Annotated in this window: 20 protein-coding genes; 12 read left to right on the forward strand and 8 right to left on the reverse strand. The window is 72.1% G+C overall.

Annotation, left to right across the window (positions count from 1 at the left end; translation table 11 throughout):
• Positions 1 to 25: 25 nt before the first annotated feature.
• Together LOK46_RS04765 and LOK46_RS04770 are read left to right on the forward strand one after the other, a co-directional pair.
• A complete protein-coding gene (locus LOK46_RS04765; RefSeq protein ID WP_273562723.1) occupies positions 26 to 1,627 on the forward strand; it encodes an ABC transporter substrate-binding protein in 1,602 nt (533 codons plus the stop codon).
• 4 nt (positions 1,628 to 1,631) lie between these two features.
• Complete coding sequence (locus tag LOK46_RS04770; protein ID WP_273562724.1) at positions 1,632 to 3,023, forward strand: amidase; 1,392 nt, start codon at positions 1,632 to 1,634, stop codon at positions 3,021 to 3,023.
• Between the two features lie 138 nt (positions 3,024 to 3,161).
• On the opposite strand, the gene LOK46_RS04775 is transcribed toward LOK46_RS04770, so the two are convergent.
• Together LOK46_RS04775 and LOK46_RS04780 are read right to left on the reverse strand one after the other, a co-directional pair.
• Positions 3,162 to 3,434 (reverse strand): hypothetical protein, encoded by a 273-nt coding sequence (locus LOK46_RS04775; RefSeq protein WP_273562725.1) that lies wholly within the window; start codon positions 3,432 to 3,434, stop codon positions 3,162 to 3,164.
• 135 nt (positions 3,435 to 3,569) lie between these two features.
• A complete protein-coding gene (locus LOK46_RS04780) occupies positions 3,570 to 4,274 on the reverse strand; it encodes a sigma-70 family RNA polymerase sigma factor (RefSeq protein ID WP_273562726.1) in 705 nt (234 codons plus the stop codon).
• 202 nt (positions 4,275 to 4,476) lie between these two features.
• On the opposite strand from LOK46_RS04780, the gene nthA reads away from it, so the two are divergent.
• The 3 genes from nthA to LOK46_RS04795 are packed head-to-tail and all read left to right on the forward strand — an operon-like array spanning position 4,477 to position 6,124.
• A complete protein-coding gene (gene nthA / locus LOK46_RS04785; protein WP_273562727.1) occupies positions 4,477 to 5,148 on the forward strand; it encodes a nitrile hydratase subunit alpha in 672 nt (223 codons plus the stop codon).
• Positions 5,145 to 5,804, forward strand: coding sequence for a nitrile hydratase subunit beta (nthB, locus tag LOK46_RS04790; RefSeq protein ID WP_273562728.1), 660 nt, complete (start codon positions 5,145 to 5,147; stop codon positions 5,802 to 5,804). The genes nthA and nthB overlap by 4 nt, the downstream gene beginning before the upstream one ends.
• A complete protein-coding gene (locus LOK46_RS04795) occupies positions 5,801 to 6,124 on the forward strand; it encodes a nitrile hydratase accessory protein (RefSeq protein WP_273562729.1) in 324 nt (107 codons plus the stop codon). Before nthB ends, LOK46_RS04795 begins: the two co-directional genes overlap by 4 nt.
• Here LOK46_RS04795 and LOK46_RS04800 read toward each other — a convergent pair.
• The gene (locus tag LOK46_RS04800) at positions 6,112 to 6,987 is read right to left on the reverse strand and encodes an MBL fold metallo-hydrolase (RefSeq protein WP_273562730.1); all 876 of its coding nucleotides are present in this window, start codon (positions 6,985 to 6,987) and stop codon (positions 6,112 to 6,114) included. The genes LOK46_RS04795 and LOK46_RS04800 overlap by 13 nt on opposite strands.
• Before the next feature lie 208 nt (positions 6,988 to 7,195).
• Positions 7,196 to 8,206 carry an SDR family oxidoreductase gene (locus tag LOK46_RS04805; RefSeq protein WP_273562731.1) on the reverse strand — a complete coding sequence of 337 codons (1,011 nt, stop codon included), beginning with the start codon at positions 8,204 to 8,206 and terminating at the stop codon, positions 7,196 to 7,198.
• Positions 8,207 to 8,408: 202 nt separating this feature from the next.
• On the opposite strand from LOK46_RS04805, the gene LOK46_RS04810 reads away from it, so the two are divergent.
• The 4 genes from LOK46_RS04810 to pbpC all read left to right on the forward strand — a co-directional run bounded on the left by LOK46_RS04810 (position 8,409) and on the right by pbpC (position 15,153).
• A complete protein-coding gene (locus LOK46_RS04810; protein WP_273562732.1) occupies positions 8,409 to 8,678 on the forward strand; it encodes a hypothetical protein in 270 nt (89 codons plus the stop codon).
• Between the two features lie 154 nt (positions 8,679 to 8,832).
• Positions 8,833 to 12,246 carry an acyl-[ACP]--phospholipid O-acyltransferase gene (locus LOK46_RS04815; RefSeq protein ID WP_273562733.1) on the forward strand — a complete coding sequence of 1,138 codons (3,414 nt, stop codon included), beginning with the start codon at positions 8,833 to 8,835 and terminating at the stop codon, positions 12,244 to 12,246.
• Positions 12,247 to 12,400: 154 nt separating this feature from the next.
• Entirely contained in the window at positions 12,401 to 12,616 is a 216-nt protein-coding gene (locus LOK46_RS04820; RefSeq protein WP_273562734.1) for a hypothetical protein, read from the forward strand.
• A 404-nt stretch (positions 12,617 to 13,020) separates the two neighbouring features.
• Positions 13,021 to 15,153, forward strand: coding sequence for a penicillin-binding protein 1C (gene pbpC / locus LOK46_RS04825; RefSeq protein WP_443192865.1), 2,133 nt, complete (start codon positions 13,021 to 13,023; stop codon positions 15,151 to 15,153).
• Positions 15,154 to 15,175: 22 nt separating this feature from the next.
• On the opposite strand, the gene LOK46_RS04830 is transcribed toward pbpC, so the two are convergent.
• The 4 genes from LOK46_RS04830 to LOK46_RS04845 all read right to left on the reverse strand — a co-directional run bounded on the left by LOK46_RS04830 (position 15,176) and on the right by LOK46_RS04845 (position 18,519).
• Positions 15,176 to 15,619: a hypothetical protein gene (locus tag LOK46_RS04830; RefSeq protein WP_273562735.1), complete on the reverse strand. Its 444-nt coding sequence runs from the start codon at positions 15,617 to 15,619 to the stop codon at positions 15,176 to 15,178.
• Entirely contained in the window at positions 15,616 to 16,449 is an 834-nt protein-coding gene (locus LOK46_RS04835; protein WP_273562736.1) for a nucleotide-binding protein, read from the reverse strand. The genes LOK46_RS04830 and LOK46_RS04835 overlap by 4 nt, the downstream gene beginning before the upstream one ends.
• Positions 16,450 to 17,065: 616 nt before the next feature.
• A complete protein-coding gene (locus tag LOK46_RS04840) occupies positions 17,066 to 17,779 on the reverse strand; it encodes a MarC family protein (RefSeq protein WP_273562737.1) in 714 nt (237 codons plus the stop codon).
• A gap of 5 nt (positions 17,780 to 17,784) precedes the next feature.
• Positions 17,785 to 18,519, reverse strand: coding sequence for a class I SAM-dependent methyltransferase (locus LOK46_RS04845; RefSeq protein ID WP_273562738.1), 735 nt, complete (start codon positions 18,517 to 18,519; stop codon positions 17,785 to 17,787).
• 160 nt (positions 18,520 to 18,679) lie between these two features.
• Here LOK46_RS04845 and gloB point away from each other — a divergent pair, with 160 nt between their 5' ends.
• The 3 genes from gloB to mdh all read left to right on the forward strand — a co-directional run bounded on the left by gloB (position 18,680) and on the right by mdh (position 21,745).
• Positions 18,680 to 19,456 carry a hydroxyacylglutathione hydrolase gene (gene gloB / locus LOK46_RS04850; protein WP_273562739.1) on the forward strand — a complete coding sequence of 259 codons (777 nt, stop codon included), beginning with the start codon at positions 18,680 to 18,682 and terminating at the stop codon, positions 19,454 to 19,456.
• Between the two features lie 348 nt (positions 19,457 to 19,804).
• The gene (locus LOK46_RS04855; protein WP_012317921.1) at positions 19,805 to 20,380 is read left to right on the forward strand and encodes a TetR family transcriptional regulator; all 576 of its coding nucleotides are present in this window, start codon (positions 19,805 to 19,807) and stop codon (positions 20,378 to 20,380) included.
• Between the two features lie 402 nt (positions 20,381 to 20,782).
• Positions 20,783 to 21,745, forward strand: coding sequence for a malate dehydrogenase (gene mdh / locus LOK46_RS04860; protein WP_273562740.1), 963 nt, complete (start codon positions 20,783 to 20,785; stop codon positions 21,743 to 21,745).
• Positions 21,746 to 21,791: the final 46 nt, after the last annotated feature.

The raw sequence follows: 21,791 nt of genomic DNA on the forward strand, positions 1-21,791 counted from the left end.
CGCAACTTCGACGATTGGGATCCGGATGACATTTCGCCGCCTGATTGCTGCCGCCCTGGCGGGTACCGTGGCCCTGTCGGGGTCGGCCAGCGCCGAGAGCGTCCTGCGCATCGCCATGACGGCGAGCGACATCCCCACCACGACGGGCATGCCCAACAACGGCTTCGAGGGGATGCGCTTCCTCGGCTACCCGATCTTCGAGGGGCTGGTGCAGTGGGACCTCAGGAGCACCACCAAGCTCGCCGGCATCGTCCCGGGGCTGGCCGAGCGCTGGGAGCAGGATCCGAACGACAAGGCGGTCTGGACTTTCCACCTGCGCCAGGGCGTGAAGTTCCACGACGGGACGCCGTTCAACGCCGACGCGGTGATCTGGAACCTCGACCGCTACTTCAAGAACGACAGCCCGCAATTCGAGCCTCAGGGCGCGGGCATCTCGCGGGCCCGGGCGCCGCTGGTCGGGAGCTACCGGAAGGTCGACGATTCGACCGTGCAGATCACCACCACGCAGGTCGCGTCGTACTTCCCCTACATGGTGGTCTACCTGCTCTTCACCTCGCCCGCCTCCTTCGAGAAGGCCGGTCGCGACTGGAGCAAGGTCGCGGCGCTGCCGGCGGCCGGCACGGGCCCGTTCAGGATCACCCGCGTCGCCCCGCGGGAGGCGGTCGATCTCGCCAGGTTCGACGGCTACTGGGACCCGAACCGGACGGCGAAGGTCGACCGGGTCCGGCTGCTGCCGATCCCGGAGGCGAATGCCCGCGTCGCCGCCCTGCGGGCCGGCCAGGTCGACTGGATCGAGGTGCCGGCGCCCGACGCGATCCCGTCGCTGAAGCAGGCGGGCTTCACCATCACCGCGGGCTCGTACCCGCACGTCTGGCCGTACTTCTTCAACATCGGCGCCAAGGACAGCCCGCTGAAGGACGTCCGCGTCCGGCAGGGCCTGAACTACTGCATCGACCGGGCCGGGATCGTCGAGCTCCTCAACGGGACCGCCGAGCCGGCGACCGGGTGGCTGAACGACCGGGACCCGAATTTCGGCAGCCCGCAGAACCGCTACACTTTCGACGCCGCCAAGGGGAAGGCGCTGCTGGCCGAGGCCGGCTACACCGACAAGAAGCCGCTCAGCCTGAAGGTGATGATCTCCTCCTCCGGCTCTGGGCAGATGCTGCCGATGCCGATGAACGAGTACCTGCAGGAGAACCTGAAGCAGGCCTGCAACGTCGACCTGACCTTCAGCGTGGTCGAGTGGCAGGTCCTCCTGAATGCTGGCCGCGCTCTCCCCGACGCGCCGAGCCTCCAGGGGGCGACGGCGCTGAACGTCTCGTCGCCCTCGTCGGACCCCGCCGTGATGGCGCGCTACTTCGCGGGCGACCGGTTCCCGCCGAACGGCTTCAACTTCCCCACCTGGAAGGATGACCAGTTCGACGCGGCCCTCAAGGCTCTGGCCGAGACCACCGACGCGAAGGTGATCGACGCCCAGACCAAGGCCGCCCACGAGCGCCTCGTGGACAACCCGCCCTGGCTGTTCGTCGTCCACGACCTCAATCCCCGCGGGATGTCCAAGAAGGTCCAGGGTTTCGTCTCGCCGCAATCCTGGTTCGTCGACCTCACCCTCGTCAGCGTGCAGTGAACCCATGTCCGACATCGATCCCGTACACGCCTCCGCGGCCGAGCTCGCCCGGGCGATCCAGGCGCGGACCCTCTCGCCGGTCGACGCCGTCGAGGCCCTCCTCGGCCGGATCGACCGCCTGGAGCCGAAGCTCCAGGCCTTCACGGAGGTCTTCGCCGCCGACGCCCGCCTCGCCGCCGAGGGGGCCGACCGGGCGATCCGGTCGGGCCACGCCGTGGGGCCGCTCCACGGCGTCCCGGTCGTGCTCAAGGACCTGATCGACCTCGAGGGCCGGATCACCATGGGCGGCTCGGCCGCCCACCGGGCGCGCCGGGCCGAGCGCACGGCGACGATCGCCAGGCGCCTCATCGGCCAGGGCATGATCGTGCTCGGCAAGACCCACACGGTCGAGTTCGCCTACGGCGGCTGGGGCACGAACCAGCATCTCGGCACGCCGTGGAATCCCTGGGATCCGGAGACGCCGCACACCCCCGGCGGGTCGAGCAGCGGCACCGGCGTGTCGGTGGCGGCCCGGATGGCGCCCTGGGGCATCGGCACCGATACCGGCGGCTCGGTGCGCCTGCCGGCCTCCTTCTGCGGGCTGACGGGCCTCAAGGTGACGGTCGGGCGCGTCTCGACCTGGGGGATCGTGCCGCTCTCGATGACCCTCGACACGCCCGGACCGCTGGCCCGCACCGTGGAGGACGCGGCGCTGCTCTACGAGGCGATCTCCGGCCCCGATCCCCGCGATCCGACGACCCGCGGGGTCGCGCCGGACGCGCCCTGGCCGGCGCTGAACCGCGGGGTCCGCGGCCTGCGCCTCGGCCGGATGCCGGCCGCGGAGCGGGACGGGGTCGCCTCCGACATGCTGGCCGCCTACGACGCGGCCCTCGACCTCCTGGCCGATCAGGGCGCCGAGATCGTCGACCTCGCCCTGCCGTTCCGGTTCAGCGACTGCGTGGCCATGAGCCAGATCACCAACGCGGAGGCCTACTTCGTCAACGGGGCCCTGGCGGAGGATCCGTCCGCCCAGCTCGGCGACGCCGTCCGGGCGCGGATCCTGGCCGGCGCGAGCGTCTCGGCCCAGGAGTACCTCGGCACGCTCCACCGCCGGGCCGCGATGAAGCAGCAGTACGACGCCGCCCTGGCGGGCATCGACGCCCTCCTGACGCCGACCACCGAGAGCGCGGCCGTCGCGCTCGACGCCGTCGACGAGGCGCACCTGCCGTCGCGCTTCACCCGGTTCGGCAACCTGCTCGACCTCTGCGCCCTGGCGCTGCCCAACGGCTTCACCGCGTCCGGGCTGCCGCTCTCGCTGCAGATCGTCTGCCGCGGCTACGAGGAGACGACGGCCCTGCGGATCGGACAGGCCTACCAGCGCGCGACCGACTGGCACCTGCGCCGGCCGCCGGTGTGAGACGCGGGAGCGTGAGGGGCGGGGGCGTGAGGGGCGGGGGCGTGAGGGGCGGGGGCGTTCGTGGGCGCCCCGCCCGATCGATCATCGCCCGACCGGGCAGCGCGGCGGACCGACGACGCGCGCCGCCCCCATCACGGATCAGCGATTGAACAGGTTCCAGATCCAGACGACGAGAGCCGAGACCAGTTTGACGCCCCAGATTAGATCCCTGAACCAGAACGACAGAAAACCGAGACACACGACGACGCAGACGAACGCGCTCATCAGGGCGGAATCTTCGGTGACGAGACCGAGCCGCCAGATCACCCACGAGCCAGCGAGGCCGATGAGGCAGAGACCGAGGGCGATGCCGACCGGGTGCGCCAGCCCCCAGCCCGCGGCGTCGCCGTCTTCCTGAGACGAAGGCCCCATGCGCGCGTCCCGCCGCGGAGATCGCACCGAACCTATGCGACCGCGGCTTACGATCGCCTTAGCGGAGAGACCGACGCGGCCGGCGGGCCGGAAGCGTCGTGGAGGGCGATCCGGATCCCGCGCCGAACCGCCTGTTCAGACTACCGGAGCCTGGCCGGCGACCACGACGCCGAGGGTGTCGAGGAGCGACGACCGCGCCCGGCTCACCCGGCTCTTCACGGTGCCGACCTGACAGCCGAGCATGACCGCGGCCTCCTCGTAGGTGTGGCCCTCGGCGCCCACCAGCAGCAGCGCCTGGCGCTGCGCCGACGGCAGGTCGCCGAGACGCTCCCAGACGACCTTGAGGGTGCTGGCATCCTCCTGGTCGGACGGGCTGGTCATCTGCCCGGCGTGCGTCCCGTCCACGTCCTCCACCTCCCGCCGCGTCTTGCGCAGGTCGGTGTAGAACTGGTTGCGCAGGATCGTGAACAGCCACGCGGTGAAGTTGGTGCCGGGCCGGAACCGCTCCTGGTTCGCCCAGGCCTTCACGAAGGTCTCCTGCACCAGGTCATCGGCGCGGCTCACGTCGCCCACGAGCGACAGGGCGAAGGTGCGCAGGGCCGGGAGGGCCTTGATGATGTCGCCGCGGAAGTCGAAGGGGACCGTCTCGCCGTGCGCCGCGACCGCCGCCTCGAAGCGCGACACCAGGGCGGCGAGCTGCGCCGGCAGGGGCTCCAGCTCGACGACCTTGAAATACTCCCGGATCGGCAGGGCGAGGTGCTGGCCGATGGCCGCGGCGTAGCCGGCCCCCTCCCGTGCGCCCGCACCTGCATCTGACCGGTCCGAAGCGTCCTCAGTCATGAACGTTTCCGCCTCCAACGCTGGTATACTGGAATAGCTCTAACGTCGGTAGCGATAAAATTCTGAACCGATGCCAAACGCTCCCGAATGTGACAGGGAAATTAGGCAGAGCGCCCGGGGTGACAACGCGGGCCGGATCCGCCTTCTCGGGCTGGCGGCGACCGGCCCGGCGATGCAGATTGCGGATAGTCAGGAGAGCGGGATGAGCCACGATCACGCGCAGCACTCGCATGATCACCACGATCACCACCCCGATCACCACCACGGCAGCGACCTGTCGCCGGTCGAGGCCCGGGTGCGCGCCCTGGAATCGCTGCTCACCGAGAAGGGCTACGTCGAGCCGGCGGCCCTCGACGCCCTGGTTGAGCTCTACGAGACCAAGGTCGGCCCGCACGCGGGGGCCCGCGTCGTGGCGCGGGCCTGGACCGATCCCGCCTTCCGGGCGCGGCTCCTGGCCGACGCCACCCCGGCCATCGCCGAGCTGGGCATCGGCGGCCGCGGCGGCGAGCACATGGTGGTGGTCGAGAACACGCCGGAGACCCACAACCTCGTCGTCTGCACCCTGTGCTCCTGCTACCCGTGGCCGGTGCTCGGCCTGCCCCCGGTCTGGTACAAGGCGCCGCCCTACCGGGCCCGGGCGGTGATCGACCCGCGCGGCGTGCTCGCCGAGTTCGGGGTGACGCTGCCGGAAACGACCCGCATCACCGTCTGGGACTCGACGGCCGAGACCCGCTACATGGTCCTGCCGATGCGGCCGGCCGAGACCGACGGCTTCTCCGAGGAGGCCCTGGCCGCCCTCGTCACCCGCGATTCCATGATCGGCACGGGGCTGCCCAAGGCGATCCCGGTCGCGCCCGCGGAGATGCCGGTATGAACGGAGCCCAGGATCTCGGCGGCGCGCACGGCTTCGGGCCTGTGGTGCCGGAGCCGGACGAGCCGGTCTTCCACGGCGCGTGGGAGCGCCGCGTCTTCGCGCTGGCCATGGCCATGGGCTACACCGGCGCGTGGAACCTCGACGGCAGCCGGGCCAACCGCGAATCCCTGCCGCCCGCGGAATACCTCGCGTCGAGCTACTACGAGATCTGGCTCAGGGCGCTGGAGAAGCAGGTCGTCGGCACCGGGCTGGTGACGCCGGCCGAGCTGGCGAGCGGCCGATCCGCGGAGCCGGCCAAGCCCGTCGCGCGGGTCCTGGCCCGCGAGGGGCTGGAGCAGCGGTTCCGGGCCGGCTTCCCGAGCAGCCGCGCCGCGGACGCCCCGGCCCGCTTCGCGGTGGGCGACGCCGTCCTAGCGCGCAACGCGCACCCGACCGGCCACACGCGGCTGCCCCGCTACGTGCGCGGCAAGCGCGGCCGGATCGTGCGCGTCGACGGGGTCTTCGTCTTCCCCGACACCAACGCCCACGGGGCGGGCGAGAACCCGACCTGGCTCTACGCGGTCGCCTTCACGGCGCAGGAGCTGTGGGGTGAGAGCGGCGACCCGGGCGGGATCGTCACGGTGGCGGCCTTCGAACCGTACCTGGACCCGGCATGACCGCCCCGTCGCCGAGCCCCTTCGCGGCGCCCTGGGAGGCGCAGGTCTTCGCCCTGGTGGTCTCCCTGCGCGAGTCCGGGCTGTTCACGTGGTCGGAATGGGCGGACCGCCTCGGCCGGCAGATCCGGCCGGCCGAGGCCCCCGAGCAGGCGGCCGATTACGGCGCGTGGCTCGCGACGCTGGAGGCGCTCCTGGCCGAGCGCGGCGTGGCGGGGCCCGAGAGTGTCGCGGCGCGGACCGACGCCTTCCTGAGGGCCGCGGAGGCGACGCCCCACGGCCAGCCGATCCGCCTGGAGAACGACCCGCTCTACCGGCACTGAACCCGCAGGCTGTCGAGCGGCACCGGCGCGGCGTGCGACCGGCCGCTCATCAGCCGGTCGAGCAGGGCCAGGACCTCGGACCGCCCGCAATTGCGGGCGGGCTCGAACGGCGTCCAGGTCTGGGCGAAGTCGAGGCGCTCGAACACGTCGCGGTAGCGGCGCAGCTCGAACGGCGTGAGCGGCACCCCGCGCACGAAGGCCTTGTGGGCCGAGATCGTGGTGGCCCGGCGGAAATCCGCGGGGTCGAGCTCGAACTTCAGCGCGTCGCCGCAGAAGCAGATCCTTCGCCTACGGTCGTACAGGATCGCGTGGCCATCGAAATGGCCCGCGGTGCGGTGCAGCTCCAGCCCCGGCAGCGGCTCGAGGAAGTCGTCGTAGGGCCAGCTCACCTGGAGCGCGGCGCTCCACGTGAAGTCGGCCGCCGGCAGGCACAGCTCCGGGTCGAACCGGTCCTGGAGCTGCGGCAGCGCCCCGTAGGAATGCGGGTGCGAGGCCGAGAGGACGGTCATCCCGCCGAGCCGCTCGATCTGGTCGAGGGCGGCCTCGCTGAAGACCGGGCAGCCCTCGAATCCCATGTTCCCGCGCTCGGTCTGGATCAGGTAGGCGGACGGCCCGATGCCGGAGACCGGCTCGTTCCAGAAGCGCCAGACGCCCGACTCGAGCTCCTGCCAGTGGCAGGGGAAGGCCTCCTGCGCCTCGCGGGCGGTGCGGAAGCGCCAGCCGTCCTGCGGCACGACGTGGCGGGCGTCGAGGCACATCGGGCAGGCGGCCGGCGCCTCGAAGTGCCGCTGCCAGAACCCGCAATTGTCGCAGGTGTAGGCAGGCAGCTTCAGGGCGCCCGCGAAGGGCAGATAGCCGGGCATCGTCTGGGACCTTCCTCGGGGCAGTATCTATGAGATGGTCCCGGTTCAGGCCGCCCTCTCCGTCATCGCGAGCGCAGCGAAGCGACCCAGGGCAGCGCGACACCGGGGAGCGTAGCGCCGGCTGGATTGCTTCGCTCCGCTCGCAAAGACGGCGGCAAGCCTATCAACCGGAACGGGTGTAACAAGGCGGCGCGGTCGGTTACAGCGGTCAGGTCCGCCCCGGCAGCCGGCGCGCCGACCGGGCGGCGTGGACGGTGCCGGCGAGGCCGACGAGGGCCAGCCCGACGAGGCCGCCGACCACGACGTCGCGGGTGCGGCTCGTGACGAACTCGGCGCGGCCCGCCTTGGTCCGGCCGGAGAAGCGCCCGTCGATCCCGGCGGGGCCGGGCACGGGCGCGTCGAGATTGCCCGCCATCTCGGGGATGGTCTCGTCGGAGAGCTGCGCCGCCCACATGGAGGCGGCCTTGCGGTCGGCGAGCGCCGGCGCCAGCGCCTGGGCGGCCGCCATCATCACCGACGACCGCCCGACCCAGACCTCGCGGCGCGGGTGCTCGACCGCGTACAGGATCGCCTCGGCGCAGAGCCGCGGGTCGAAGACCGGGTCCGGCGCGTACTGGCGGTGGCCGGTGCGGTTCCGGGCCCAGTTGAACTGGGGCGTGTTGACCGCCGGCAGGTAGATCACGCTGAGGCTGACATTGACCCGGTCGTGCAGCAGCTCGCAGCGCAGGGCGTCGGTGAAACCCGAGACCGCGAACTTGGCCGCGCAGTAGGGCGCCTGCAGCGGCGCCGCCCGGATCGCGAGGCCCGACGAGACCTGGATGATCGCGCCGCGGTCGCGCCGCTTCATGTAGCGCAGGGCGGCGAGCGTCCCGTAGACTTGGCTGAGATAGGTGGTCTCGGTCACCCGCCGGTACTCGTCCGGGGTGATTCGGTCGGCCGGGTTCACCACCGTCGACATGGCGTTGTTCACCCACGCGCGGATCGGGCCGAGCTCGCGCTCGACCCGCTCGGCGGCCGCGTCCACGGCCTCCGGGTCCGCGACGTCGGCGCCGATCGCCAGCACCGGCTGGCCGTAGGCCGCGAGCGCCCGCTCGGCCGCGGCGAGACGGCCGGGATCCCGCGCGATCACCGCCACCGACCAGCCGCGCGCGGCGAATTCATGCGCGGTGGCGAGCCCGATTCCGGCCGTGCCTCCGGTAACGACCGCAACCCGTGCCATACCCACCTCTTCCTCGACAGACCGAACCGGCAACACGGTGCGGCGCGCTCGGTTGCGCCGCCGGATTGGGCCGGAACGTCACGGGGAAGCCGATCTGGATGCCGATCGGGATGCCGATTTCGCGGTCCGGGACGCAACGTCCGACGGTGGCCGCTGTTGACTGCCTGTACCGCGTCATGCCGAACCATCGAGGGTCGCAGCCATGCGCACTGGACGACGCTTCTCCCTGCTCTCGCTCCCGATCGACCCGTGGCCGCAGGCGTCCCTGGCCGAGCGGACCGCCGTCGGGATGGTCCTGACCGGCCTGCTGCTCGTGCCGGCCTGCGCGGTCGGGGCCGTGCTCCTCGTGATCTCGGCGGTCGCGGCCCACGTCTACTGGTCCTACGATCTCGGCGCCGCCCTGCACACGTTCATCGCCCGGCACGCCGGGGCCGCCGTCGCGCGACGCGGCCGCCTCGTCCACAAGGCCTGACGCGCGGGTGCGGATCGACGGCCGGGCGGCGTTGAGCCGTGCCGGTTCACACGGCCCGGCCGCGCGGCCCCCGCGATCCCTGTGCGTTCGCCTCGGTCCGATTTGACCTGACGGTCTCTCGTGGGCCAGTCAGGTTCGGAACCGAGAGATCGCCATGTTCCGTACCCTGATGTCTGCGCGGCGCTTCGCGCCGCTGTTCTGGTGCCAGTTCTTCTCGGCGTTCAACGACAACTTCCTCAAGAACGCGCTCGCCTTCCTGATCCTGTTCGGGATCGGCGGCCAGGCGGACGCCCATGCCGGCGTCCTGGTGACCCTGGCGAGCGCGGTGTTCATCGGGCCGTTCTTCATCCTGTCGGGTCTCGGCGGCCAGTGGGCCGACCGGTACGACAAGGCGCTCATGGCGCGGCGGCTCAAGTTCGCCGAGATCTTCGCGGCCGGCACCGCCGTGCTCGGCTTCCTCCTGCACTCGATCCCGGTCCTGTTCGTGGCGCTGGGCCTGTTCGGGACGATCGCGGCGCTGTTCGGCCCGATCAAGTACGGGATCCTGCCGGACCATCTCCGGCGGGAGGAACTGCCCGCCGGCAACGCCCTCGTGGAGGCGGCGACCTTCCTGGCGATCCTGCTCGGCACGATCGCGGCCGGCGCGGCCTCGGCGATGGGCGGCTCGGGCCTCCTGTTCGGCGTCCTGGTGATGGGCTTCGCCATCCTGTGCTGGCTCTCGGCCCGGATGATCCCGGCGACCGGCGAGGGGGCTCCAGACCTGCGCGTCGACCCGAACGTCGCCCGCTCGACCTACGCGCTGCTGCGCGACCTCTGGGCCGACACGCGGCTGTGGCGCGGCTCGCTCACGGTGAGCTGGTTCTGGCTGGTCGGCGTGGTCGTGCTGTCGCTGCTGCCGGTGCTGGTGCGGGGCGCCTTCAACGGCACCGAGACGGTGATCACGCTGCTCCTGGCGCTGTTCTCGATCGGCATCGCGATCGGGTCCGGCCTCGCCTCGTGGCTCGCCAGCGGCCGGATCGTGCTGCTGCCGACGCCGGTCGGCGCGGTGCTGATGGGCCTGTTCGGCCTCGACCTCGCGTGGACGATCGGACACCTGCCGGCACCGCCCGCCGAGCCGCTCGGCCCCCTCGGCTTCCTGCAGACCGGCCACGGCCTGCGCACCGGGATCGACTTCCTCGGACTCGCGATCTCCGGCGGCCTCTACATCGTCCCGTCCTTCGCAGCCGTGCAGGCCTGGGCCGAGAAGGCGATGCGCGCCCGAATCATCGGCGCGGTCAACGTCATGACGGCGGCCTTCATGGTCGCCGGTACCCTGGCGCTGGCGGCGCTGCAGGGCGCGGGCCTGACGATCGCGAGCCTGCTCGCCGTGGTGGCGGTGCTGAACCTGATCGTGGGCGCGGTCGTGTTCGCGACCCTGCCGACGAGCCCGTTCCGCGACGCCCTGTCGATCCTGTTCCGGGCGTTCTACCGGCTGGAGGTCCGCGGCTTCGACAACCTCGCGGCGGCCGGGCCGAACGCCATCGTGGCCCTCAACCACGTCTCGTTCCTCGACGCGCCGCTCGCCCTGTCGCTCCTCGAGCAGGAGCCGGTCTTCGCCATCGACAGCGGGATCGCGCAGCGCTGGTGGGTCCGGCCGTTCCTGCGCGTCACCAAGGCGATGCCGCTGGACCCGACCCGGCCGCTCGCCACCCGGACGCTGATCAACGCGGTCAAGAGCGGCGAGACCCTGATCATCTTCCCGGAGGGCCGGCTCACGGTCACCGGCAGCCTGATGAAGGTCTACGACGGCGCCGGTCTGATCGCCGACAAGTCGGGCGCGATGGTCGTCCCGGTGAAGCTCGACGGCCTGGAGCGCACCGTCTTCTCGCGGCTGTCGCGCGGGCAGGTGCGCCGCCGCTGGTGGCCCAAGGTGACCGTGACGGTGATGCCGCCGGTGCGCCTGACCGTGGACCCCGCGCTCAAGGGCAAGGCGCGGCGGCAGGCGGCGGGCGCCGCCCTCTACGGGATCATGTCGGACCTCGTGTTCCGCACCGCCGACATCGACCGCGGCCTGATGGCGGCGCTGATCGAGGCGGGCGAGCGCCACGGCTGGGGCCGCAACGCCCTGGAGGATCCGGTCGGCGGCCGCCTCAGCTACAGCCGGCTCGTGATGGGTGCCAACATCCTCGGGCGCAAGCTGATGCCGCTGGCGCCCGTAGGCGGCCGGATCGGCATCATGCTGCCGAACGCCAACGGCGCCGCGGTGACGCTGTTCGCCCTCGCCTCCGCGGGCCGGGTGCCGGCGATGATCAACTTCTCGGCCGGTCCCGCCAACGTGCTCTCGGCCTGCCGGGCGGCGGAGGTCGGCAAGATCCTGACCTCGCGGGCCTTCATCGAGAAGGGGCGGCTGGGGTCGCTCGTGGAGGCGATCCGCGGCTCGGTCGAGCTGATCTACCTCGAGGACGTGCGGGCCGGGATCACGACCGGGGACAAGATCCGCGGCCTCCTGGCGCCGCGCCGTCCCCTCGTGGCGCGCTCCGGCGAGGATCCGGGCGCGGTGCTGTTCACCTCGGGCAGCGAGGGCACGCCGAAGGGCGTGGTGCTCGCCAACCGCTGCATGCTCGCCAACGTGGCGCAGGTGGCGGCCCGGATCGATTTCGGGCCGATGGACAAGGTGTTCAACGTCCTGCCGGTGTTCCACGCCTTCGGGCTCACCGCCGGGCTGGTCCTGCCCCTGGTCTCGGGGGTGCCGGTCTACCTCTACCCGTCGCCGCTGCACTACCGGATCGTGCCGGAGCTGATCTACGGCTCGAACAGCACCGTCCTGTTCGGGACCGACACGTTCCTCACGGGCTACGCCCGGTCGGCCCATTCCTACGACCTGCGCTCGCTGCGCTACGTCGTGGCCGGCGCCGAGGCCGTGAAGGAGACCACGCGGAAGACCTGGGCGGAGAAGTTCGGGCTGCGCATCCTGGAGGGCTACGGCGTCACCGAGTGCGGGCCGGTCGTCGCCCTCAACACGCCGATGTTCAACCGGTTCGGCACGGTCGGGCGGATCCTGCCCGGGATCGAGACCCGCCTCGAGCCGGTGCCGGGGATCGACGAGGGCGGCCGCCTGTCCCTGCGCGGGCCGAACATCATGCTGGGCTACCTGCGCGCCGAGAAGCCCGGCGTGCTGGAGCCGCCGCCGGGCGGCTGGCACGACACCGGCGACATCGTGGCGATCGACCCGATGGGCTTCGTCACGATCAAGGGCCGGGCCAAGCGCTTCGCGAAGATCGCCGGCGAGATGGTGTCCCTCGCCGGCATCGAGTCCCTGGCCGCCGAGCTCTGGCCCGACCGTTCGAGCGCCGTCGCGGCGGTGCCGGACGCGCGCAAGGGCGAGCGGCTGATCCTGTTCACGCAGGAGAAGGGCGCGACTCGGGCCGCCTACCAGAGCTTCGCCAAGGGCCGCGGCGCCTCCGACGTCGCGATCCCCGCCGAGGTGGTGGTGCTGGACGCGATCCCGATGCTCGGCACCGGCAAGGTCGACCAAGTGGCCGTCACGAAGCTCGCGCTGGAGCGGGCGAAGGAGAACGCGGCGGCCTGACGGTCGCGGCCGGGCCTCCCGCGTCACCCAAACGGGGGATGCGGGGCTCCCCGGGATCCGCTCGTATCGTGAATACAGCCGTGATTCGAACCGCTTGACGCGTTCGGGGCGCGGGTCTGAGGGGGACTCGGTACGCAACGGCGAGGGACAGATCATGCGGAAGGGCAGGCGAGTTCCGGCTTGGCTGGCGAGGCGGACCTACTTCAAGCGGATCGAGCGCTGGGCGAAGCCCGGCAAGGCGCGCAAGGCGGCGCAGCCCCCTGAGACAGCGACCGCCCCGATGGCTTCCAACGTCGTGCCGTTCCCGGTCCGGGTGAATCGCCCGGATCGCCCCGCCTTCGCGGACCTGCGGGGCGTCGGCACGGCCTGAAGCCGCGTCCGATCGAGTCGCAACGGTTCGGAGAGATGGCGACCCCGATCGAGACCCGCGCCACTCTCCCTCTCCCCTGCGGGAGAGGGCTGGGGTGAGGGACAAGACGCTTCGAGATCGCGCGCGCCGTTGCGGCTCGGGCAGGGTGAGGCTCATCCGGACGGACCTGATCCCTCACCCGGCTCTCTGCGAGAGCATACCTCTCCCGCACGGGAGAGGAGACCCGCGCCTCGTGTGGCACGGGTTCGGCCGAGGCCTCCGTCCCGATCCGGTCGGGAACGGCGCGAGAGGCCGGCCGCGGCGGGGCCGGCGCCAGCCGTCGGGGACGCCGGCCGGCCCGGGGGCTTGTCGATCGCGCGGGAACACGGGATCCTGCGCTGTCGGAGCCTAAGCCGGGAGGATGCGTGCCGCACGACGGGTCGGATCCGCGCGCGTCGGCGCCTCCCCGGAAGCGGGCGAGGGGTCTGCGCGCGGCGCTCGGAGCGACGGCGCTCGGCCTCGGTCTCCTGGGGGTCGGTGCCGGTGCGGTCTGGCGCTACGCCGACGCGCTGCCGCCCCTCGACCTGGCCGCGGCCGAATCACGCTCGACGGTGGTGCTGGACCGGTCCGGCACGCTGCTGCGCCCCTTCGCGAGGGCGGACGGGCGCTGGCGCCTGCCGGTCACCGCGGAGGCGGTCGATCCGCGCTACCGGGCGATGCTGCTCGCCTACGAGGATCGCCGATTCGCGGCGCATCCCGGCGTCGATCCCGCTGCGGTGCTGCGCGCCGCCCGCCAGTGGCTGACCCGCGGCCGCATCGTGTCCGGCGCCTCCACCCTGTCGATGCAGGTGGCGCGCCTCGTCGAGCCGCGGCGCGAGCGGTCGCTCGAGGCCAAGCTCCGCCAGATGGTGCGGGCGGTCGCGCTGGAGCGACGCCTCGGCAAGGCCGGGCTGCTCGATCTCTACCTGGCGCTGGCCCCCTACGGCGGTCCGCTGGAGGGCGTGCGGGCGGCGAGCGTCGCGTATTTCGGGCGCGAGCCGGTCCGGCTGACCGCCGCGCAGGCGGCCCTGCTCGTCGCCCTGCCGCAATCGCCCGAGACCCGCCGCCCGGACCGCTTCCCCGAGCGCGCCCGCGCCGCCCGCGACCGGGTCCTGGCGGTGGCCGTCGCGCGGGGCATCCTCACGGCGGCGGAGGCCGAGGCCGCCCGGGCCGAGCCGGTGCCGGCGGCGCGCAAGCCGTTCCCGATGATCGCGGCGCACGCCGCCGAGGAGGCGGTGGCGGCCGATCCCGGAGCCTCGACGATCCGCCTCGCGATCGACGGGCGCCTGCAGGAGCGGCTGGAAGCCCTGGCGACCGAGCGCGCCGCCGCCGCCGGTCCGGACCTCTCGGCCGCGATCCTCGTCCTCGACAACCGCGACGGGCGGGTGCTCGCCCAGGTCGGCAGCGCCGGCTACCTGGATCCGGCAAGGCGCGGCGCCATCGACATGACCCTCGCGGTGCGCTCGCCCGGCTCCGCGCTGAAGCCCTTCGTCTACGCCATGGCCTTCGCGGACGGTCTCGCGCATCCCGAGACTCTGCTGGAGGATCGTCCGGCCCGCTTCTCGGCGAGCTACGCGCCGGAGAATTTCGACCTGACCTTCCAGGGCACGGTCACGGCCCGGCGGGCCCTGCAGCTCTCGCTCAACGTGCCGGCGGTCGAGCTGATGGATGCGGTGGGTCCCGCCCGCTTCATCGCCCGGCTGCGCGCCGCCGGGGTCGGGATCCAGCTGCCGCGGGAGGCGGCCCCCGGGCTGCCGGTCGCGCTCGGAGGCCTCGGCATCACGGTCACCGACCTCGCCCGGCTCTACGCGGGGCTCGCCCGCGGCGGCGCGGTTCCGGAACTGCTGCGCCGCGCCGACGGCGTCGCGGCCGAATCCCGGCACCGCGTCGCGGAGCCCGTCGCGGCCTGGTACGTCGCCGACATCCTGCGCGGGACGCCGCCGCCGGAGAACGCCCTGCCGAACCGCATCGCGTACAAGACCGGCACCTCCTACGGGTACCGGGACGCCTGGGCGGCCGGCTTCGACCGTCACGTGACGATCGTCGTCTGGGCCGGGCGCCCGGACGGCGCCGCGGTGCCGGGGCTCGTGGGCCGCACCGTCGCGGCGCCGATCCTGTTCGACGCCTTCGCGCGCCTCGGGATCGACCCCGAGCCGGTCTCCCAGCCGCGGGACGCGCTGGTGGTCGGGACGGCGAGCCTGCCGCCGCCGCTGCGGCGCCTCCGGCGCGAGACCGCCGAGGTGGCGGGACCGGCGCTGCGGATCGCCTACCCGCCCGACGGGGCGCGGATCGATCTCGGCCTCGCGGCGGACCGGCACGGCGCCGCGGAGGGCAGTCCTGGCCTCGCCCTCAAGGCCCTGGGCGGCGTGCCGCCGCTCACCTGGCTGGTCGACGGTCAGCCGGTCGTCCAGACGCCGCGGCGGAAGGCCGAGTGGGCTCCGGGGGGCGCGGGCTTCGCCCGGATCTCGGTCCTGGACGCGACCGGCGCCAGCGACAGCGTGTCCGTCCGCCTCGAGTGAGCCGGCGGCGGGTTCCCTCGGCTCAGCGGCCGATCCCGAGGCCGCGCTGGGCGCCGGCCGGGCCGCGCGACTCGCAGGATTCCAGCGCCGCGGCGAGGCGCGCCGCGCTGGCCGCGGAGCCTTGCGCGAGGTTGAGGACGGTGCCGAGGATGCCGGCGCCGACGAGCACACCGAGGGCGGCCGCGCCGAGCAGCACGTAGGTGATCAGCCTGTTGCGCCGCAGGTCCGCCGTCAGCGCCCGGATGAGGTCCCGGTTGTGTTCGGCGAGACCGTTCCGGGCCGCCACCAGCTCGTTGTACATGTTCGTGATGGCGTTGGTGGACATGTACACCAGTAGCAGGTGGACGACGAAGTCGTCGTCCGTCGTGGTGTTGAGGGCGGCCGCGATCCGCACCGCGAGCTGACGCTCCCAGGGCTGGAGATCGCGGCCGTGGACCGACCGGTAGAACCGCTCGAGGTTGGTCACGGCCGGAGCGCATCCCGCCACGCCGTGTGGAAGTTGCGCCGCAGGCGGCGGCCCTCGACCCGCAGGCGCATCGGCGCGCTGTTCGCCAGGACCTGCCAGGTCATGTTCTGGACCCGCAGGGCCTCGATCAGCCGCTCACCGATCCGCTCGATCTCGATGACGCGAAAGTTCGACTGCTTCCGCAGGGATCGCACGAGATCGGACGATTCGAGATAGTCGAAGTTGGTCGCCTGGGCGGTGTTCTTCGCCAGGATCGCGCGGTCGCACTCGATCAGCATGGGCCGGAGTTCGCGCAGGACCTCCAGGGCGGTGGGATCGACCGCGCCGGCCGCGACCACCACGGCGAGGCGGACATTCGCCTCCCGGCAGCTCTCCACGATGATCTCGGTGCAGCGGCGGGTCGTCTCGGTGTCGCCGGCCGGGAAGTCGACCACGACGAAGCGCTCGGCCGCCTCGGTCACGCGCTCGATCAGGTCCTGGCACAGGGTCGGGTCGACGCGGCCCACGCTGTCCTCGGCGCGCAGGCGCTGCCGGACGGCGGTGACGCCGGGGCGGCGCGGGACGAAGTTGTCGCTGCCGGGCACCGTCTCCTGCATGAGCGCCGTGTGGAAGTGCCGGTTGGCCGGGTCGGTGTCGATCGCCAGCACCGGACCGACCTCGGCGCAGAGGTCGGCCACCTGGAGGGCGATGGTCGTCTTGCCGACACCGCCCTTGCCCCCGAGGCAGAGCACGAGAACCTTCGCGGCGGCGCCCAGGAGATCGCGCTGGATGTCGTGGATCTCGTCCGGGCTGTACCAGGCCGGAACCTTGATCTGGGTCGTGTCGGTCATGCGGTGTCTCCTTGCTGATACGCGCGGGGTGGCCGCCGGACGCGCGCTCCGCGCGCGGCACCGGGCTGCGGGATCTCGGGGGTTCACGGGCTCGGGCCGGACCGCACGGCCCGCGAGGGCGGGAAGCGGCGCGCGTCGGCTCGACGGCGCGCCCGGGATGCCGGTCGCATCACGCGCGGGACCCGGTCGTGCACGGGTCGGCAGAGGCGCGGCCGCTCCGTGCACGAGGCCCGGATGCGGACGGCCGACGCTCGGGCCTCGCGATGACGTCCGTCGCCACGATCTGCACTCCGTTGCTGGATCCGCTTCGCCGGCGGCCCCGGCCGTAAGTCTTCCTCGCCGCGGCCGAGGCTCCTACATGAGCATGCTCGGACATACGAGTGAATCAAGCCTCAAAAAACCAGATCTTTTCTCGACTAATGCTCTAGAACGAGATCGTTAATGAAGTTTTATATTTGTACTATTTGTAATAATTAGCGAAGCACGACTATAAGATCTGGATGAACACACAAGTTATCGGACATCGTCCGCAATTCGATCGATTCGGCCGGCCGGAATCCGCGTAGATCATCTGGGCCGCGGGCCTTGCCCGGCCCTGTCGGCGGTGACCCGGTCGTCACCGCGCCGCGGCGAGGGGCGCGAACACGTCGATCAGGCCGTTCACCAGGATCTGCGTGCCGACGCACAGGAGCAGGAAGGCGAAGAGGCGGCCCATCACCCGGGCCCGGGCCGGGCCGATGAAGGCCACCACCCGGTCGGCGGAGGCGTAGAGGACCGCGACCGTGGCGGCGACCGCGAGGGCCGCCAGCGTGACGCCGATGTAGAAGCCGAATCGCTCCGCGTAGGCCTCCGGCCTGTTGGCCCCCAGGGTGATGGCGACGGCGATCGTCCCCGGCCCCGTCGTGAACGGGAGCGTCAGGGGGAAGAAGGCGATGTCGGCGAGGGGACCGGGCGCCGGGTCGCCCGGCGGCTCCGCCGGGACCGGGCCGCGGCCCGCCGACCCGGAGGCCTCGGCCTGCTTGCGCGCCTCCCGGGCCTCGGGCCGGTTCAGCTGGGTCCAGGCCGACGACATGACCACGAGGCCGCCGGCGATGCGCAGCGCGCCCAGGGTGACGCCGAAGAAGTTCAGGATCGGCGTGCCCGCCCAGAGGGCACCGAGCATCACCAGGGCGGCGTAGACGCCGATCCGGCGCGACAGCAGCACGCGCTCGGCGTGGCTGAAGGCGCCCGCCACCTGGGCGAAGATGAAGGCGCCCCCGATCGGGTTCACGATCGAGAACAGGGCCGACAGGGCGAGCAGGAACTGCTGGGTGGTGAAGTCGAGGCTCATCGGGGTCAACCCGGGGAGGGGGCCGGCACCAGCACCCGGGCCGGCGCGAGGCGGCGGGCGCGCCGCACCTGCTGGACGGCGACCGGCCGGTAGAGCTGCTTCGTCGCGTCGACCACGTGCAGGCCCGCGAAGGGCAGGGACAGGCCGGTGCCGAGCCACTCCCAGGCGGGCCCGGTGCGCAGCATCAGGCGCGAGCGGGCCGGCGGCATGTACAGGGTCTCGGCCCAGCTCACCGGCGAGAACAGCGTGTCGCGCATGAGCCGCCCGAGCTGCGAGCGGCTGTAGGGCTGGCCGTGGCCGAAGGGCGTCGCCTCCCGGCGGGCCCAGACGCCCCGGCGGTTGGGCACCACGAGGATCATGCGGCCGCCCGGCGTAAGGGTCCGCCAGACCTCCTGCAGCAGCTCCGTCGGGCTCTCCACCGATTCGAGGGCGTGGACCAGGATCACCCGGTCGATCGCGGCCTCCGGCAGCGGCATCATGGTGGGATCGGCGAGCGCCGCGCAGGAGCGCCCGGTGCCCGGCCAGTTCACCACGCCCTGCGTGGCCGGCATGAAGGCGAGGGTGCGCTCGGCGATGCAGTGGACCGGCCCGAGATACGGCGTCGCGTAGCCGATCCCGAGGACGCGCAGCCCCGAGACCGACCCGAGGAAGTCGTGGAGCGCGCGGCCGACCACGCGATGCGTCGTGCGGCCCAGAGGGCTGGCGTAGAAGGCCCGCAAGCCGTTGACGTCGAGACGCATGGGGGAACAGGAGATCGCGGACGGAACGGTCGTCGTACTCAATGGTGAGCCGCGCGCCGCGCGGCAAGCGCCGGAGGAACCCGGCCGGACCATCACCTGTTCACGGCAACAGATTTCGCGCCGCCCCGCGCCCATTCGCGCTCCTGGGAGACTCCGTCCGATGGCCGCCGAGACCGAGATTCGCACCTTCCTGTGCCGCAGCGACAATATCGGCGTGCTGATCCGCGATCCGCAGACCGGCGCCTGCGCGGCGATCGACGTGCCGGAGGCCGGACCGGTCCTCCGGGCCCTCGACGAGACCGGCTGGCGGCTGACCGACATCCTCGTGACCCACCGGCACGGCGACCATGTCGAGGGCATCCCGGAGGTGAAGCGGGCGACCGGCGCCCGGGTGGTCGCCCCCGCCAGGGCCGGCGACGCGGTCCCGCAGGTGGACGTGACCGTGCGGGAGGGCGACACGGTCGCGGTCGGCCGGCTCGAGGCGCAGGTCTGGGAGACGCCGGGCCACTGCGCCGACCACGTGACCTACTGGTTCGCGGGGGCCGGCCTCGTCTGCGCCGGCGACACCCTGTTCACCCTGGGCTGCGGCCGGGTGATGGAGAGCCCGCCCGAGACCCTCTACCGCTCGCTGCGGCGCTTCGACGACCTGCCCGACGCGACGCAGGTCTTCAGCGGCCACGACTACGTACTCTCCAACGCGCGCTTCGCCCTGGCGGCCGATCCCGACAACCCGGACCTGAAGGCGCGCCTCGCCGAGGCCGAGCGCGCCCAGGCCGAGGGCCGCTTCCTCATCCCCTCGACCATGGGTGCGGAGCGGGCGACCAACCCGTTCCTGCGCAGCGGGCAGCCCGCCCTGGCGAAGTCCGTCGAGCTGCCGCCGGAAAGCGATCCCGAGGCTGTGTTCGTCGCCTTGCGGGCGTGGAAGAACCGCTTCTGACGCAGGTGATAACGAGAAAAATTTGTTGCCTTCTCAAGGCAAACTGACACATAGGGATGTTTAAGCGGTCCTAATCCGCTCAGGTAACCGGGCTCCCGGGGGGAAGCCGTAACGTCAACGCGAAGCGCCGGGACGCTTCAGCCGGTATGATGGGGGTCCGTCTCGCCCTACCACCTGTCCACTTCCCGCCTTCCGCTTCCTTTCCTCAAGCCAGAGTCCGACGGGTCCAAGGAGGAGGCGCTCAGCGCCAAGGCCAAGATCACCGTCGCCGACACCGAATCCGGCACACTCCGCGAGACCGGTGAGGCGGCCAGCCCCGCCCGCCCGCGGGCGCCGGTCGCGGCCGACGTGCGGCTGCTCGGGATCGCCACCGAGCACCTCTCGCGGCTCGGGCCCAAGCGCGTGACGGTCGTGGCCGTCGCCGCCGAGGCCGGCATGACGCACGCGAACGTGTACCGCTACTTCCCGTCGAAGGACGCGCTCCTCGACGCGGTGGCGGGCCGCTGGCTCCGCGAGGTCGAGGCCCGGCTCGCCGGAATCGCCGACGCGCCCGACCCTGCCGACGACAAGATCGAGCGCCTCCTGACCGCCCTCGCGACGGTCCAGCGGGACGCCCTGTTCGACGAGCCGAACCTGTTCGCGGTCCACCTCGACGCCACCGTGTCGGCCCGGCCGATCGCCCGGCGGCATCGCGTGCGCCTGCGCAGCCTCGTCGAGCGCGTCGTCGAGGAGGGCATCACCTCGGGGATCTTCTCGGCCCGAGACCGGGAGCGGGCGATCGCCTACATCTTCGACGCGAGCTACCGCTTCACCCATCCGCTGGCGATCCAGCACGATGCCGAGGTGCCGCGCGACCTGATCGAGGCCCGGTTCGGGGCCGTCATCCACGCGATCCAGCGGGTCCTGCGCTCCGGCATCCTCTGATCCGCCGCGCCCGTACAGGACCTTCCGAAGGCCCGGACACCCCGTCCGGGCCTTCGCCGTTTCCGACGGTCCGGCGCGCTCCGGGCCGCCCGCCGCGACCCGAAATGACAGGTTCTGAGATCTGTCATCGCGGCCCCGGCGCGGCCGCGCGGCAGGGTGCACTGCACCTAAAACACTCGCGACGTTGACGTTTCGGAGTGCCCATCGGGCATGCCGGGGGCAGTCCGACGCCCCGGGCGCATCGCCCGCGCACCGCGCATCGGGTTGAAGCCACGGTGCTTTTCGGCCACACAGCCGCGCAGATTTCAGAGTGGCGAATCCGGCCTCGGCCCCTGACGGACGAGCTTTCCCGGCCTCGCGCAACGCATCACCGAAGTCGAACGCAGCGGAGACACATCCGACATGGCTCGCAACAAGATCGCGCTCATCGGCGCCGGCCAGATCGGCGGCACCCTGGCCCTTCTGGCCGGCCTCAAGGATCTCGGGGACGTGGTGCTGTTCGACATCGTCGACGGCGTGCCGCAGGGCAAGGCCCTCGACATCGCCGAGGCGGCCCCGGTCGAGGGCTTCGATGCGACCTACGCGGGTGCCAGCGACTACGCCGCCATCAAGGGCGCCGACGTGGTGATCGTCACCGCCGGCGTGCCGCGCAAGCCCGGCATGAGCCGCGACGACCTGATCGGCATCAACCTCAAGGTGATGCAGGCGGTCGGCGAGGGCATCAAGACCCACGCGCCGGACGCCTTCGTGATCTGCATCACCAACCCGCTCGACGCCATGGTCTGGGCGCTGCAGAAGTTCTCGGGGCTCCCGACCAACAAGATCGTCGGCATGGCCGGCGTGCTCGACTCGGCGCGCTTCCGCCACTTCCTGGCCGAGGAGTTCAAGGTCTCGGTGGAGGACGTCACGGCCTTCGTGCTCGGCGGCCACGGCGACGACATGGTCCCGCTGACCCGCTACTCGACGGTGGCGGGCGTGCCGCTGACCGACCTCGTCAAGCTCGGCTGGACCACCCAGGAGAAGCTCGACGCCATGGTCGACCGCACCCGCAAGGGCGGCGGCGAGATCGTCAACCTGCTGAAGACCGGCTCGGCCTTCTACGCGCCCGCCGCCTCCGCCATCGCCATGGCCGAGAGCTACCTGCGCGACAAGAAGCGGGTCCTGCCCTGCGCGGCCTACCTCGACGGCCAGTACGGCGTCAGCGGCATGTTCATCGGCGTGCCGATCGTGATCGGCGCGAACGGCGTCGAGCGCGTGCTCGAGGTGACCTTCGACGCGGCCGAGAAGGCCATGTTCGACAAGTCGGTCGCCTCGGTGACGGGCCTCATCGAAGCCTGCAAGGGCGTCGACAGCAACCTCGCCTGACCGGTAAGCGGAGACCGGGCCGCGCGTAGCGTTTCGGAGATTCGAA

It is taken from the genome of Methylobacterium sp. NMS14P, from assembly GCF_028583545.1.
Taxonomy (GTDB): domain Bacteria; phylum Pseudomonadota; class Alphaproteobacteria; order Rhizobiales; family Beijerinckiaceae; genus Methylobacterium.